This window comes from Faecalibacillus intestinalis, assembly GCF_003024685.1.
GTDB classification, from domain to species: Bacteria; Bacillota_I; Bacilli_A; order Erysipelotrichales; family Coprobacillaceae; genus Faecalibacillus; species Faecalibacillus intestinalis.
The window spans coordinates 30037-46207 of sequence record NZ_PYLQ01000004.1 but is presented as its reverse complement, the minus strand read 5'-3'; the positions used below and the strand labels follow the sequence as shown (position 1 = coordinate 46207).

Here is a 16171-nt window from a genome sequence, read left to right as displayed (position 1 = left end):
TTAAATTCGATGCATTTTATTAAAAATATTTTCATGTTGTAACTTGATATTAACACCTATTTCATTTCCTAATTCATTAAGTTCATCACAAATAGCACCAAAATCTTTTGTTGCATTTTGTAATTCAATAATCATCATCATATTGAAATATCCTTGAATAATAGTTTGAGAAATATCTAAAATATTAAGTTTGTTATCAGCTAAATAAGTACAAACTTTAGCAATAATTCCAACTTGATCCTTCCCAACAACAGTAATAATACCCTTTTCCATAATTATCCTCCTTATACTTTTGGAATATTATAGCATATGAAAAAAAATTAAAAAAGACTAAAATAAAAAACGACTGCTAAACAGTCGTCTCTAGTGAATTATTCACCCATCATAGCTTTAGCTTTTTTATAAACAGCTTCACCATTCATCATTCCATAATCTTTCATATCGATTACGTCACATGGTTTGCTTACACCAGCAGCTTCCATAGCTTTTTCAATAGTATTTTTTTGGAATCTAACTTGTGGGCCAAGTAAAATACAATCTACATCACCAACACGTTTTTCTCCTTCAGAAATTGGTAAAGCGAAGATTTCAACTTCATCACCCATTGCTGCAGCAGCTTTTTCCATTTTAGTTACTAATAAACTAGTAGACATACCAGCAGCACAAACTAACATAATTTTTTTCATAATAATAAATACCTTCCTTAACTAATTTTTTAAAGGGCTAACCCCAATTTTTACTATTTTATGTGATTAATCACCAATTAATTTTTTAGCCATTTCAAAAACAGCTTTACCATTCATTGTTCCATAATCTCTCATATCGATTACTTCAACAGGAATTGGTCCTTTTTTACGTCCAGCAGCTAATTTTTCAATAGCAGATTTTTGGAATCTAACTTGTGGGCCAAGTAAGATAACATCAACGTCTTCTAAAACTCTTGGTGCATCAGAAAATGGTAATGCGAAAATTTTTGCATCATATCCAGCATCTTTAGCAGCACCTTCCATTTTAGTTACTAATAAGCTAGTAGACATACCAGCTGAACAAACTAATAAAATTTGTTTCATTTTTAACACTCCTTCTCATTTATAACCTGTATATATTTTATCAATTATCCTTTTAAATGTAAACCCTTTCCGCTCTTTTTTTTCTATTTCAGAAAATAGATTTTTTATTAAAATTAGACTATAATAATTTATATTGATATAATGGAGGTTTTTTATGAAGATACTTTTGGTAAGCGATAGCCATGGCTATGATGATGAATTAAAAAAAGTTTTAGAAAATGTAAAATGTGATCTAAAAATACATTGTGGAGATAGTTGTTTTGACGAAAATTCTCCATTTATAAAAGAATTTGCTACTATTGTAGATGGAAATCATGATCAAGGTTTTTTCCCTTTAACTACAACATTGCCAACAGCATTGGGAAATATATTAATTACACATGGCCATAAATTTAATGTTTATGCAGGATATGATTATTTAGTTGACTACATGAACAAAGCGGATATTCATATTTGTTTTCATGGACACACACATGTCCCACATTATGAAATATATAAGAATAAAATATTTATTAATCCTGGTAGTATTATGTTTAATAGAGGGCAATCTCAATGTGGAAGCTATGCTATTGTATCTGTTGATGCTAAACTTCATGTTGATTTTTTTGACTCAAGAACACAAAAAAAAATACCCCAATCTTTAATTGATAAAGATCAAGATATTTTGAATGAATTTAAACGTTTTGCTTGTCAAAAATAATATTATTTCAAATGACGTTCTTCATTTCTTTTTCTTTTGTATTCAATAATAAACATGATTTCTTTTAAATCATCATCAGGAAGTTCAGTAAGTAAACGAGCAATATTGGCAATATTATAATAATCATATTTTTTCCCGCTCATAATTTCTTCTACACTTCTACCATATAAATTTGAAAACACTTTTAACTCGCTAACAGTAATGTCTCTTTTACCATTTTCTATATCGGAAATTGCAGAATGAGGAACATTTAAATGCGCAGCAACATCTTTTTGTGTTAAATGTTTAAAATTACGATATGAACGTAATCTTTTTGCTAATTCAGTATCAATCGCCATACAATAATCCTCCCATATAAAAATTTTAGCATTTTCATTAAAGACATTCAATTATATTTTTTTAATTATTATTTTTTAAAAAAAACATTTAATAAAAATTATTTTTTATTTTGTAAAATACCCTTGAAAAATATCATAATTATTCTTATTTTTAGATAATAAATGTTTTGTAATATTAAGATAATCATTAACAATTGTTTGAATTTCTTGAGATGTTTCATCTAAAAAATTCAATAAAATATAATCCACATTTAGATCATTGATTTTATCAAAGTAAAAACGATGTGTATGTAAAACATAATTATTACAGTATTGATCTGTTACTATTTTAAAATTCATTTCTTTTCTATCTTTTAAACAATATTGATGTTGTTTGCACAAATAACATCCTTTTTGTTTTCTAGAAAAATAATGATTTGAAATAATACAATATTTTAAATTCATATTAATAATTTGTGAGTAAGCTGTAAAATAAATGTCCTGATTTGTTTTAAAAGATTGTATATCATTTTTCGATGCTTCATAAGAAACAACAAATGGTAAATTAAATTTTTGAATTGCTTTATTATTTGTAATATTCATATGATATCCTAAGACTATATTTTTATCACTAACAAGATTCAATGCACCAAAATCATTCACTTGAATTGATTGACACTTTTGATAATAAACACTATTTAAAAATTCAATAAAATCTTGTTCATCATATAAAAATGGCACATAAGGTATATATTTATCGCATTGCGCTTGATATTGGTAAAAAGGAACAAATACTTGCTCAACACCATGCAAATCAAGCTGTTCAAGTTGAGAAATATCAGATACTTGAATTGCTATTTTCTTATGATCTTCTCTTTTTTTAGAAGGGCAATTAAATTGTTCTAAATCATTCATCTTTCTAAAAGACTTATCTAACATTTCTTTTTCAAGTTCATCAATAGCCACTCTTCTTAAATTATTTAATTCTTTAATGGAAATAATTCCATCATTTGGAAAACGTATTGAACATTTTTCTAAATAAAAAGTTGTATTTCCTAATTTAGATAATTGTTCTTTTATTCTTTCATTTGTTAAAGGTACGTTTTGTGCTTTTTCAATGCATTGATCGCTTTTAACACTAATTTTTTTATTTTTATAAATCACTGTTAATTGTAATGGTAAACCAATTAACCCAAAAACTTTCATTTGAATTGGTAATTTAATATGTTCATTTTTTATATATTTACTATTTTTTTCAACAATTTTTGCATCAACAACCTTATAAATATCTTGAAAATCCAATAACTGATCCATTTCAATAGAAACAAGATCACCTTGATATGCAGTATTAACTAATCGATTATTTTTATATAATTTAGTAATTGTACGTGTAAAATCATTTTTAGGAAAATAAATACGATCATTTTGATAAAGGGTATCTGATAACTTAATATCCAGCATTTTTCTTTTTTTAGAATAATTAATCATTTTACCAATTTTGATGCCTTGGTTTCCAGGTATATCTTGTGCTAGATTAAGATAATCTTGAAATAGAAATCCCTGTGTAAATCCTCTATTAAATACTTTTTTCATCTGTAAAATATTAGGCGTGTAATTTTTTTGGTCAAAATAATAATCTATAGCTTGACGATATGCTTTTACGACTTCACCAACATATTCAGGTCTTTTCATACGTCCTTCTATTTTAAATGATTTAATACCCGCATCAATAAGTTTAGGTACTTTTTCAATTGTACATAGATCCATTGGTGATAATAAGTATTTTTGTTTTTTGATTATTTTATTATCTTCTAATAAAGAATACGGCAATCTACATGGTTGACCACATTCGCCTTTATTTCCACTTCTTTTAGCAATCATTGATGACATTAAACATTGACCAGAATATGACATGCATAATGCACCATGAACAAACACTTCAATATCAATTGAACAATTATGACATATTTCTTCAATTTCACGAATGTTCATTTCTCTTGCAAGTACAACACGATCTATATTTTGTTTAGCAAAATATTTGACTCCTTCAATATTTCTAACACTTGCTTGTGTTGACATATGTATCTCTATATCAGGAAAATGATTTTTAATAAGAGAAAAAAGCCCCATATCTTGAATAATAAGAGCATCTACACCAATATGGTAAAGATATTTTAAATAATCAAAAATTTCATCGATTTCTGCATTATTATAAAGAGTATTTACAGTAACATATAATTTAACATTTCTTAAATGACAATAATCTACAGCCTCTTTTAATGCAGCATAATCAAAATTATGAGCAAACGCTCGTGCCCCAAATTTTTGGCCACCTAAATAAATAGCATTAGCGCCATTTTGAACAGCAGCGACTAATGCTTCAAAGCTCCCTGCAGGAGCTAATAATTCTATATCTTCTCTTTTTTTCATGAAAACCCTCCTTAGGCTTTTACTAATTCAACACATAATTTAGCCGAATTTTCACTAGCAATTTTTAAATATTCATCAAATTGCATAGAAGATTCACCATGACCATAAACATCCGATAAAGATCTTGTTATAATAAAAGGAACTCCAAATTTATAACAAGTATGTCCTACTGCAGAAGCTTCCATTTCTGAACATAATGCATTTGGAAAATCTTTTTTTATTTTAGAAACTTGTCCTTCTTGAGCAATAAATTGATCTCCAGAAACAATTAATCCAACATTTTCATGAATATTCATTTTATGAAGAATATCTTTTGCTTTATTAACCAAATTTTCATCTGCAGGAATGAATACAGGAAGTTCTGGTAATTCACCCATAGGACGCCCAAAAGCTGTTAAATCAACATCATGATATGATACATGACTAGAAATTACAACATCACCAACATTTTGATAATCCTTTAAACCACCAGCTGAACCAATATTAATAACATATTCAATATCATAATTTGTGAGTAATAATGTTACACAAATAGCAGAATTTACTTTTCCTATTCCACCTTGTAAGATAACGACTTGTTTATTATCTATTTTTCCTTCGTAAAAAACACAATCTAAAATTTTATTTTCATGAATATCTTCTGTTTTATCTAACAAAGCCTTTACTTCTTCTTCCATTGCTCCAATAATACCTATCATAAAATCACCCCTTTTGACATACAAATATAACTCTTTCACATTCAGTACCATATTTAGAAAAATCACTATATAACTTAATGTTTTTAAAACCAATTTTTTCTAATAATTCAATATAGGTCTCAACATCATACGTTTTTTGATAATGTTCTTCATAAACTCGATCATTTTCTACTTTATCAATAATTTCTACACTATGTTTTACATATCCTTTACTGATACGATCAACATGCCAATGAAAATAAAAATCATCTTCATCATTTTCTTCATCATAATCTTTTAAAATTGTTTCCATTTTATACATAGAATCAATATCAAAAATAAATGATCCACCTTTTTTTAAAGCATTATACGTATTTTCAAATGCTTGTTTTACATTTTTTAAATCAATAACATAATTTAAAGAATCACATAAACAAAGAATAAGATCTAATTGACTATCAACTGCAAAATCACACATATCAATACGTGATAACATAACATCCGCTTTAAAATCAATACATTTGTATTTAGCAACCTCTAACATATCTTTTGAAATATCTGTAGCACAAACTTGTTTTCCTAAATGAGCCAAACGTATTGCAATTTCTCCTGTACCACATCCAAGCTCTAATACAGTTTGATAATCTTTTACATGCTCATTAATAAATTGAATATAATCATTATAAAAATCTTGATCCATTAAACTATCATAATAATAGGCAAATGCTTCGTACGACATTATAAAATATCCTCTACTTGAACAAATGGCTTATCAGACCATAGTTTTTCAATTCCATAATTTTTTCTTTCTTCTGGATCAAATAAATGAACAACAATATCACCGTAATCCATTAAAATCCATTTACAATTTTTTCTACCTTCAATATTTTTTACATAGTATCTTTCTTTATCACAAGCATCTTCAATATGATCTTTTAATGCAAGAAGTAATCTTTCGTTGCTTGCACTTGCAATTACAAAATAATCACAAATAGGACTGTCAATTGACATATCAATAACAACAATATCCTCTGCTAATTTTTCATCTAATACTTTTACAATTGTTTTTAATTTATCCATTTAAATCTCCTTTACAATATACTTGATAAACATCAAAAAAACATTCATCAATAGGTCTGTTTTTCTTCTTCGAAAATTTATAAAAATTCTTTAGTTCTCCTTTAAAACCTTCTATGATATCTTCCTTACATAATACAATTTGTTTTGAAGAATCATATCCTCTTAAAGGATCAAGTTTATCTGCACAATATACACACATATCTAACAAGGACATGTTTGTTGAAGCTGTTGTGTGATGACGAATTGCTTGTAATATTTCAGCATCTTCAATCATAAAATCTTTTTGTGCTAAATATGTTGATAACCATTGATGATAAATTGCTCTTGGTTTATCAACATATTTACTAAAATACTTTTCCATCAAATCATCTTCTTGTTTTTTATCCATTTCTTTGGCAATATCATGCAACATTCCTGCAATATATGCTTTTTTACCATCAATTCCATTTGCAACAGCAAATTCTCTAGCAAGTTTTGCAACAGAACATGTATGCTTAAATCTTTTTTCACTCATATATCCTGAAACAAAATTTTCTAAATATAAGCCATTTTGAAATGCATATGTATAAACATTTCGATCAACGATTTCTTTATTTCCCGCTTTAAATTGAGTGCTTGATTCAGCCGTTGAATCAGCTTGAATAAATTCAAAATGATAATCATTTAAAACATCATTTTTTTGATATCCTTTTCGATTAAAAGCTACTAATTGAACAAGTTCACTAATTTCTTTAGCAGATTTCCATTTATCAAATTGGCTTGCCTGATCCATTCCCATCATAAAATAGAGCTGATCATTTTTATATATTTTTTTTAATTCTTTAATTGTATCTATCGTATAATTTTTTTCATTATCTTGTCGATCAATTTCTAATGTACAAACTTCACATTTTGAATTATCTTTAAGTGCAATTTGAATCATTTCTATACGTTGTTGATTATTTGCAACACTGTCTTCTTTCCAAGGATTGTGTTTGGTAGGTACAATTAACATCTTATCAAGTTGAAGAGATATAATTGCTTCATTAATGATTCTTGTATGACCTAAATGAATAGGATCAAAAGAACCTCCAAAAATTCCTATTTTCATGGTAAACGATAAATTTCCTTTTCGCTTTCACGGTATAAAATGATTGTACGCCCTAATATTTGAACAACTTCAGCATCAGTTTTTAAAGATAATTCTTGTGCGATTTCATTTTTATCCTGTTGACAACTTTCTAAAATTTTTACTTTAATAAGTTCTCTTGATTCTAAAGCTTCATCAATTCCAATAATTTGATTTTCATGTAAACCATCTTTCCCAATTTGAAAAATAGCGTTTAAATGATGCGCTTCATGTCTTAAAAATCTTTTTTGTTTTCCAGTTAACATAATATATCCTCCTTTAAATTAACGCTTCTCTTATAAAGACTCCAACTTGTTCGGGAGCTTTCACTTCTATTAATGCATTTGGACAATGAATTGTCACAAATCCTAATCCTGAAATAACAACATCGACTTTATTTTCAGGTAATCTAAATTGATATGTTTTAAATGATTGAATATCTTTTAATTCTTCAACTTCAGGTTTTAATGTTTTATGTCGATTATAAAGAGCATCCGCATTTTCTAATTTTGTACGGTGAATTTGCAATCTTCTATGAAAATAACATGTCATCGATGTTTTTGAGCCATTTAAAAAATCTAAACGTGCTAATCCACCAAAATATAAAGTTTGTTTACAATTCAACTGATAATTAACAGGTCGTAATTCACTTTGTGGTAAAATATCTTTTAATGTATTTTCATCAACAAGATGTGCTATTTGATGTCTATTGACAATACCTGGACTATCATAAATGGATGAATTTTCATCTAATGGAATTTCAATAAGATCCAATGTTGTACCAGGAAATTCACTAGTTGTAATTAAATTATCTTGAACATCACTATAGGCTTTTAATAAAGAATTGATTAAAGATGATTTACCAACATTAGTAACTCCTACAACATAAACATCTCTACCTTTTCTATATTGATCGATCATTTGCATTAATTCATCTAAATGATAATTCTTTTTTCCACTTGTAAGTAACACATCTAACGGTTTAATTCCCTCTAATTTAAGTTGTCTTCTCAACCAATGAATAATTTTCGTATCTTTGATTGAACGAGGTAAAATATCCCTCTTATTACCAACAACAATGACATCATTATAATTAATATGACGAACCAATCCTTGAATTAAACTTCCATTGAAATCAAATAAATCAACAAGATAAACAACTAAACAATCCTTTTCTCCAATTTTATTCAAAATTTCAAGAAAATCATCATCTGATAAATTTGTTGCTTGTAATTGATGATAGTTTTTTAAACGAAAACATCTTTTACATAATACTTGACTTCGATCTAGTGCATTTTTAGGAACAAAACCAATCTTTTTTTCATCTTCACTTTGAATAATAGCTCCACAGCCATAACATCTTAACTCTTCCATAAATTACCTCTCTTTATCACATAACAATTGTACCCTATTATACTTGATTTTTAAAGAAATGTTAAGCAAAAGAAATATTAATTTTATTTATCATTTTTTGTCAAAAATAGCATTAATTATAATGAGGTGATCAACATATTTTCTTTATTACTTTCATTATTGAATAATGCTTACTTTATATCTTATATCAAGTCTAAAACTTTTGATTTACCACTCACTTTCAAAGAAGAACAATTTTACTTACAAAAAAAATGTAATGGCGATAAAGCCGCCAGAGATCTACTTATTGAAAAGAATCTTAGGCTTGTTGCCCATATTGCAAAAAAATATAATAACAATAGAGATTTGCAAGAAGATCTCATTTCAATTGGCACTATTGGACTTATTAAAGCCATCGATAGTTACAGTATTGATAAAAAAACCAAATTAGCAACTTATGCTTCAAAATGTATAGAAAATGAAATTCTAATGCATTTAAGATCAGCAAAAAAAATAAATCAAGAAGTTTCTTTAAATGAAGTAATTGGAGTTGATAAAGATGGCAGTGAAGTTGTTTTAGAAGATTTAATTGATAATAAGGAAAAACCTATTTTAGATCAAATATATGATGCTGATAATCTTCAAAAGCTTATTCAATGTTTTGATGTATTAACTTCAAAAGAAAAAGATATTTTAATAAAACGCTATGGTCTAAATTCATCTAAAAAAATGACCCAAAAAGAAATTGCTAAAGAGTATCACATTTCACGTTCTTATATTTCTCGAATAGAAAAAAGAGCATTAATTAAATTATTAAAATGTTATTTACAAGAAAAAGAAGGATAATCAATCATCCTTCTTTTAAAATTCATCATCATTTAAAATATCTTCTAACGTAATCTTTTCATATTTAATTGTATTTTTCTTTTTTGAATTAGATGTTTCTTTTTTAATAGGGACTTCTTGAATATCAAAATCATCTAACAAAGTTTTTTCTTTACTTTCTTTTAATTCAATAACACCACTTTGTAAATTTTGATTTTCTTGTTTTACATCGTAATCATTTGTTGTGATTACTCGATTTATTTGACTCCATAAAATAGTTTCGTCTTTTTCTAACTTAATAAACGATGAAAATCTTGATTCTAATGAAGCGTTATTGAAATCTGTTGGCTTAAATGTATACTCTTTAGATTTTGAAGTATAGACAGAAGCACTTTCTTTAGATGAAAGTACAAATGCATTCTTTACATAAATTGTTTTCGTTTTTAAATTTTTATACAATGTTGTTCCTTTAGTTGTACGTTTACATGCTGGTATATCATTCAATTTTAAACGTTTCATTTGACCGTCTTCACTAAGAATCAATACTGAATAATTTTCTAAAGGATCAAACACATCAACCGCTGCTATTGAATCATTTTTTAAATTAAGAGCTTTTATACCTGCAGCTTTTAAACCAACAATCGATACTTCTTGTTCACTATATAATCCACCATAGCCAGCTTTAGAAACAATAAATATTCCTTGTTGGTTATCAGTAAGTAAAGCACAAATCATAGTATCTTGTTCTTTTACTTTCATGCATGTGATTGCTTTTGAATATCTAGAAACTTCAAAATCTTTTAAAAGCGTCCTTTTGATTTGACCATTTTTTGTTGCCATTAAAATATAAAGAGGTAAATTAAAATCTTGAACAAGAATTGAAGAAATAATTTTTTCATCTGCACCTACTTTTACAAGATAACTTACATGTTTACCTAAATCTTTCCATTTAAATTCTTCTATTTTATGAACTGGTACAAATAAATAATTTCCTTTATTAGTAAATAACAATACATGATTTAAAGTATTTGCATGATGTAAAGAAATAAGAATATCATCTTCTTTTTTACCAAATGGAATATTCGTACTTGCTTTCATTGATCTTTGTGAAATACGTTTAATATAACCATCTCTAGTAACAGATACATAAATATCTTCAGAAATAATCATAGCTTTTTCATCAATTTTAATTTCACTAACTTCTTCTTTAATTTGTGTTAAACGAGGCATAGGATATTTTTGTTTGATTTCTTTAAGACGTTTAATGATGACTTGTCGTAAAACATCATCACTTTCTAATATTTCATTCAATCTTTGAACACGTTTTTCAAGTTCTGCTTTTTCTTCTTGTAAAGAAACAATATCAGTATTAGTCAATCGATAAAGTTGTAGCATCACAATTGCTTCTGCTTGCTTTTCAGAAAATGCATATTGTTTTATTAAATTGTTTTTTGCATCGCTTTTATCTTTTGATACACGAATTGTTTTGACAACATCATCTAAAATAGAAATTGCTTTAATTAACCCATCAACAATATGCAAACGTTCATTTGCTTTATTTAAATCATATAAACTTGCTCGTGTTACAACATCAATTTGGTGATCAATATAACCATCTAGAATTTCTTCAATTCCCATTAAAACAGGTCTTTTATCCTTAATGGCTACCATATTATAGTTATAGTTTTTTTGTAAATCTGTATTTTTATAAAAATAATTGAGAGTATTTTGAACATTTACAGTCTTTTTCAAATCAATAACAATTCTCAAACCTTCTCTGTCTGATTCATCTCTTACTTCTAAAATACCATCAATATTCTTATTAAAACGAATCTCATCAATTTTTCTTACTAATTCAGCTTTATTGACTTCATAAGGAATTTCAGTAACCACAATTTGATTCATGTTTTTTTCTTCAATAATTTCAGTTTTTGCTCGAACAATAACTTTTCCTTTTCCTTTTTCAAAGGCCTTTTTAATACCATCTAATCCTTCAACAATAGCGCCTGTAGGAAAATCAGGTCCTTTGATAAATTCCATTAATTTATCTAAATGACAATGAGGATATTTAATTCGATGAATTGTTGCATCAATAACTTCTTGTAAATTATGTGGTGGAATATCTGTTGCATATCCAGCTGATATTCCAGTAGATCCATTGACTAAAAGATTAGGATATGCAGCTGGTAAAACCGTTGGTTCATACTCTGTATCATCAAAGTTTAAAGACATTAATACAGTATCTTTATCTAAGTCTCTTAATAATTCACTTGCAATTGGTGAAAGTCTAGCCTCTGTATAACGCATAGCTGCAGCAGGATCATTATCAATTGATCCATTATTTCCTTGCATATCAATTAATGGTGCTCTGATTTTCCATTCTTGCGAAAGACGAACCATTGCATCATAAACTGACATATCACCATGAGGATGATAATTACCAATAACATTCCCTACCGTTTTTGCCGACTTACGATAAGGTTTACTAGCCGTATTTCCTTCTTTATTCATTGAATAAAGAATTCTACGTTGAACAGGTTTTAATCCATCACGTACATCAGGAAGTGCACGTTCTTGAATAATATATTTTGAATATTTTCCAAAGCGATCACCCATGATTGCTTCTAAATTCATAACAATTTTTTTATCAGACATAAAAACCTCCTAAATTTGATAATTATCTTCTAATGTAAATTGTACATTTTGTTCAATCCATTCACGTCTTGGCTCAACTTTATCACCCATTAAAACAGTCACATTACGTTCAACCACAGCAGCATCATCAATTGAAACTTGAATCAAGGTTCTTGTTTCGGGATCCATGGTCGTTTCCCATAATTGAGAAGCATTCATTTCCCCTAAACCTTTATAACGTTGAACATTGTATCCTCTGCCAATTTTCTTTTTAGCATCTTCAAGTTCATAATCTTCCCAACAATAAATAACCTCTTCTTTTTTTCCACTTTTTTTAGATACTTTATAAAGAGGTGGAAGAGCAATATAAACTTTCCCTGCTGTAATCAAATCTTTCATATAGCGATAGAAGAAAGTTAATAATAATATTTGGATATGGGCTCCATCCGTATCTGCATCGGTCATAATAATAACTTTATCGTAATGACTATCTTCAACTTTAAAATCCGCACCAAATCCAGCACCAATAGTATTGATTAATGTCGCAAGTTCTTCATTTTTCAAAATATCTTGTAAGGATACTTTTTCACTATTTAAAACTTTTCCTCTTAAAGGTAAAATTGCTTGATATTTTCTATCTCGTCCTTGTTTAGCACTACCTCCGGCAGAATCCCCTTCGACTAAATAAAGTTCATTTTTCTTTTTATTTTTAGTTTGAGCAGGAGCTAATTTCCCACTTAATATTCTTTCTTGTCTTGCACCTTTTCCTTTTCTTGCTGCTTCTCTTGCTTTTCTTGCTGCATCCCTTACTTGAGCAGCTTTAATCATTTTTTTAACAAGATTATCTGCAATTTCTTTATTTTCTTCTAAGAAATAAGATAATTTTTCATATACGATACTATCTACAATATTTCTAGCTTCTGGTGTTCCTAATTTTGATTTTGTTTGCCCTTCAAATTGTAAATAATGTTCAGGAACTTTAATGGAAATAATCGCTGAAAGCCCTTCTCGTACATCATTTCCTTCTAAATTTTTATCTTTTTCTTTTAATAGACCATATTTTCTCGCATAATCATTGAATGTTTTTGTAAGTCCAGATTTAAAACCTGTTTCATGTGTTCCACCATCACCCGTTCTTACAAGGTTAACAAATGATAATGTCGTTTCTTGATATCCAGAAGTAAATTGTAAAGCAATATCTACTTCCATCCCATTTTGTTCACCTTCAATAGAAATTGTTGGATGAAGTACATCTTTATTAGTATTTAAATAATCAATAAATGCTTCTAATCCATTTTCAAAATGGAATTCATCCATTTTTCCAGTTCTTTCATCTTTTAAAACAATTTTGATGCCTTTTAATAAAAAAGCACTTTCCATTAGCCTTTCACTAATTGTTTTATAATTAAATTCTATTGTTGAAAAAATTTGATCATTTGGTAAAAAATGAATCAATGTTCCCGTTTCTTTTGTTTTTCCAATAACTGTTAATTTTCCTATTGTTTCTCCGCCATCTTCAAAACGTTGCTTAAAAATCTTTCCATCTCTACAAACAGTCACTTCTAACCAATGAGAAAGCGCATTAACAACAGAAGCACCTACTCCATGAAGTCCTCCCGAAGTCTTATAACCACCATCTTCAGAGAATTTACCTCCTGCGTGAAGAATTGTCAAAATAACTTCTGTTGTTGGCCTTCCTGAAGCATGCATACCTGTTGGCATTCCACGTCCATGATCTTGTACCATAATACTATTATCTTTACAAATAGTGACTTCTATTAAATTACCATATCCAGAAAGAGCTTCATCTATTGCATTATCAACAATTTCCCAAACTAAATGATGTAATCCTCTACTATCTGTAGATCCAATATACATACCAGGTCTTTTTCTAACTGCTTCTAATCCTTCTAGAATCTGTATATTTGACTCATCATATGTATTCTTTTTTGCCATATAATCACTCCTTTTGTTATACTTGAACTATTATATCAATACTCTTGTTTTTTTTCAAAGTTTAATTGCATTTTTATAGGATAACTGTATAATTTAGCTTGGTGATAAAAATGTATGAAATATTATTGATTCTATTAGGTTATTTATACGGTTCTATCCCCTTTGCCCTTGTTATTGGAAAAGTATTTTATAATACGGATGTTAGAGAAAGTGGCTCGGGCAATTTAGGAGGAACAAATGCTGGCAGAGTCTTAGGAAAAAAAGCAGGTATTTCTGTAATTGTACTAGATGCTCTTAAAGCAGTTATTATATTTTATTTAAGTAGTTATTTATCTTTAAAATTCAATTTAAATCCTGATATTAAATATCTCGCTGGATTAGCATGTATTTTTGGACATTGTTATCCTATCTTTGCTGAATTTCGAGGAGGAAAAGCTGTTTCAACAAGTCTAGGTTATTTTTTATGTATTGAACCATTATATGCAGTTGTTGCTATTGTTGTATTTTTACTTGTTTTAAAAATTTCAAAATATGTATCTTTATCTTCAATCTCTACTGCTTTGATTGTTTTATGTATTACACCGTTTCTAGCGGTGTCCATAACAGCAAAATTATGCATGCTTGTAGCTGTTATCTTATTAGTTTATAGACATAAAGATAATATCAAACGTATTAAAAATCAGACTGAATCAAAAATTCAATGGATGTAAAAAAGATTAGTTTATGATAGTTAAACTAATCTTTTTTATTTATAACTAATTTTTGCTTTTAAAGGTGTTAAAAAACAATCTTTCCCAATAAAATCTATTTTATGTTTTTTTCCATCAAATTCAAACAACGAAAGCGAACATCCTCTTACAATTTCTTGATTAACTTCATTTAATCGTTCAACAGGTAAATCTAAAAAAATTCCATGTAATATTGTAAATAACATACCATGAATTGTTATAAAAATTGTTTGTTGAGGATCTTCGTTATATTTTTCTAAAATAAAATCATTCAAACGAAAAACAACTTCTTCATATGTTTCTCCATTTGGCAAAGAAAATGACAATTGCGGTTGATGCCACAAACAAAAATAATCATGTTTCTTTTTTAAATCTTGAATATATTCTCCTTCATAATCTCCGAAGTTCATTTCCTTTAAACGACTATCTTCAATAATATTTTCATTTTTAAAAATAAGTCTCGCTGTAGATTTTGCTCTTAATAAAGGCGAAGAATATACTTGATCAATATGTATTGTTTTCATATATTCACCTAATTTTAAAGCATCTTCTTTCCCTTGCTTAGTAAGCGGTGAGTCTTTCCATCCTTGTAGTCTTTTTTCTTCGTTCCATGCAGTTAAGGAATGTCTAGTAATATATATTTTCATATAAACAAAAATAAGGGTATCCCCTTATTTATATTGTGATTTAACTGAAGCCATGATTCTTTTAATTTGAGCCTCACTTGGTTTTCTTCCCATTTCCATATACATAGCACGAATCATTTTTTCATTGATAGGTGGATTTTTTTGTAATTGTTTTTTAAAGAAATAACGAGACGCAAAGAACCCAGCAATTAATCCAACGATTAATCCAAGAATTGCATATAACATTGATAATACCTCCCTTACAAATTCTCATCTATTATAACATAACTTTTTAAATTATGATAGAGAATATCAAAGAATATGTTTGTTTTATCTTTCGATTCAATAATAATTTTATAATTTTCAACATATAAACGACTTATTTCATGTGTAAGTTCATTTTCAAATATATGCATTTTCCCAACTCGATGATATTCTTTTCTATTGTGCAATTCTTTATAAATAAGTTCATTCATATAATCAACACTGTTATAGACGCAATTTATAAATTTATTCATAAAATCATTATCTAACGTAAGATTATCAAAATATTGTTTTAAATTTGGATACTTTTCAAATAATTGTTTTATACCTTCTTCGTATTCATATATAACATATTTCATCTCAATCACCTATTACTAAGGTATCATATCAATCAAGGGAAGAA

19 protein-coding genes are annotated in these 16171 nt (G+C 27.7%); 3 read left to right on the top strand and 16 right to left on the bottom strand.

What is annotated here, in order from left to right:
* From C7U54_RS04330 to C7U54_RS04320, 3 genes are all read right to left on the bottom strand, one after another.
* On the bottom strand, positions 1-273 hold the full coding sequence (locus C7U54_RS04330; protein WP_022000844.1) for an ACT domain-containing protein: 273 nt from the start codon (positions 271-273) through the stop codon (positions 1-3).
* A 98-nt stretch (positions 274-371) separates the two neighbouring features.
* Positions 372-686: a PTS sugar transporter subunit IIB gene (locus C7U54_RS04325; RefSeq protein WP_022000845.1), complete on the bottom strand. Its 315-nt coding sequence runs from the start codon at positions 684-686 to the stop codon at positions 372-374.
* Positions 687-752: 66 nt separating this feature from the next.
* Complete coding sequence (locus C7U54_RS04320) at positions 753-1070, bottom strand: PTS sugar transporter subunit IIB (protein ID WP_022000846.1); 318 nt, start codon at positions 1068-1070, stop codon at positions 753-755.
* Between the two features lie 154 nt (positions 1071-1224).
* On the opposite strand from C7U54_RS04320, the gene C7U54_RS04315 reads away from it, so the two are divergent.
* Complete coding sequence (locus C7U54_RS04315; protein ID WP_022001264.1) at positions 1225-1770, top strand: metallophosphoesterase family protein; 546 nt, start codon at positions 1225-1227, stop codon at positions 1768-1770.
* Positions 1771-1772: 2 nt separating this feature from the next.
* On the opposite strand, the gene C7U54_RS04310 is transcribed toward C7U54_RS04315, so the two are convergent.
* From C7U54_RS04310 to yqeH, 8 genes are all read right to left on the bottom strand, one after another.
* Positions 1773-2108 (bottom strand): helix-turn-helix domain-containing protein, encoded by a 336-nt coding sequence (locus C7U54_RS04310; protein ID WP_022001265.1) that lies wholly within the window; start codon positions 2106-2108, stop codon positions 1773-1775.
* A 105-nt stretch (positions 2109-2213) separates the two neighbouring features.
* A complete protein-coding gene (locus tag C7U54_RS04305) occupies positions 2214-4517 on the bottom strand; it encodes a peptidase U32 family protein (RefSeq protein WP_107029433.1) in 2304 nt (767 codons plus the stop codon).
* 11 nt (positions 4518-4528) lie between these two features.
* Entirely contained in the window at positions 4529-5215 is a 687-nt protein-coding gene (locus tag C7U54_RS04300; RefSeq protein ID WP_022001267.1) for a 5'-methylthioadenosine/adenosylhomocysteine nucleosidase, read from the bottom strand.
* A gap of 4 nt (positions 5216-5219) precedes the next feature.
* On the bottom strand, positions 5220-5933 hold the full coding sequence (locus C7U54_RS04295) for a class I SAM-dependent DNA methyltransferase (RefSeq protein ID WP_022001268.1): 714 nt from the start codon (positions 5931-5933) through the stop codon (positions 5220-5222).
* The gene (gene rsfS / locus C7U54_RS04290) at positions 5933-6274 is read right to left on the bottom strand and encodes a ribosome silencing factor (protein WP_022001269.1); all 342 of its coding nucleotides are present in this window, start codon (positions 6272-6274) and stop codon (positions 5933-5935) included. The genes C7U54_RS04295 and rsfS overlap by 1 nt, the downstream gene beginning before the upstream one ends.
* A complete protein-coding gene (locus C7U54_RS04285) occupies positions 6267-7364 on the bottom strand; it encodes a nicotinate-nucleotide adenylyltransferase (protein WP_022001270.1) in 1098 nt (365 codons plus the stop codon). Before C7U54_RS04285 ends, rsfS begins: the two co-directional genes overlap by 8 nt.
* Entirely contained in the window at positions 7361-7648 is a 288-nt protein-coding gene (gene yhbY / locus C7U54_RS04280) for a ribosome assembly RNA-binding protein YhbY (protein ID WP_022001271.1), read from the bottom strand. Before yhbY ends, C7U54_RS04285 begins: the two co-directional genes overlap by 4 nt.
* A 13-nt stretch (positions 7649-7661) precedes the next feature.
* A complete protein-coding gene (yqeH, locus tag C7U54_RS04275; protein ID WP_107029432.1) occupies positions 7662-8756 on the bottom strand; it encodes a ribosome biogenesis GTPase YqeH in 1095 nt (364 codons plus the stop codon).
* 135 nt (positions 8757-8891) lie between these two features.
* Here yqeH and sigK point away from each other — a divergent pair, with 135 nt between their 5' ends.
* Positions 8892-9581 (top strand): RNA polymerase sporulation sigma factor SigK, encoded by a 690-nt coding sequence (sigK, locus tag C7U54_RS04270; RefSeq protein ID WP_107029510.1) that lies wholly within the window; start codon positions 8892-8894, stop codon positions 9579-9581.
* Between the two features lie 15 nt (positions 9582-9596).
* Here sigK and parC read toward each other — a convergent pair whose 3' ends face one another.
* Both parC and parE read right to left on the bottom strand, forming a co-directional pair.
* Positions 9597-12215: a DNA topoisomerase IV subunit A gene (gene parC / locus C7U54_RS04265; protein WP_107029431.1), complete on the bottom strand. Its 2619-nt coding sequence runs from the start codon at positions 12213-12215 to the stop codon at positions 9597-9599.
* A gap of 9 nt (positions 12216-12224) precedes the next feature.
* Positions 12225-14150, bottom strand: a complete 1926-nt coding sequence (gene parE / locus C7U54_RS04260) for a DNA topoisomerase IV subunit B (protein WP_022001275.1) — start codon at positions 14148-14150, stop codon at positions 12225-12227.
* A gap of 110 nt (positions 14151-14260) precedes the next feature.
* Between parE and plsY the strand changes: the two genes are divergently transcribed.
* Positions 14261-14860: a glycerol-3-phosphate 1-O-acyltransferase PlsY gene (plsY, locus tag C7U54_RS04255; protein ID WP_107029430.1), complete on the top strand. Its 600-nt coding sequence runs from the start codon at positions 14261-14263 to the stop codon at positions 14858-14860.
* Between the two features lie 35 nt (positions 14861-14895).
* Here the strand turns inward: plsY and C7U54_RS04250 are convergent, their stop codons facing one another.
* Genes C7U54_RS04250 through C7U54_RS04240 form a run of 3 tightly spaced genes read right to left on the bottom strand, consistent with a single transcriptional unit; the run spans position 14896 to position 16127 of the window.
* Positions 14896-15525, bottom strand: a complete 630-nt coding sequence (locus tag C7U54_RS04250; RefSeq protein ID WP_022001277.1) for a histidine phosphatase family protein — start codon at positions 15523-15525, stop codon at positions 14896-14898.
* Between the two features lie 24 nt (positions 15526-15549).
* Positions 15550-15750, bottom strand: a complete 201-nt coding sequence (locus C7U54_RS04245; RefSeq protein WP_022001278.1) for a YneF family protein — start codon at positions 15748-15750, stop codon at positions 15550-15552.
* Positions 15751-15764: 14 nt separating this feature from the next.
* Positions 15765-16127: a sporulation inhibitor of replication protein SirA gene (locus C7U54_RS04240; RefSeq protein WP_022001279.1), complete on the bottom strand. Its 363-nt coding sequence runs from the start codon at positions 16125-16127 to the stop codon at positions 15765-15767.
* Between the last annotated feature and the right edge of the window lie 44 nt (positions 16128-16171).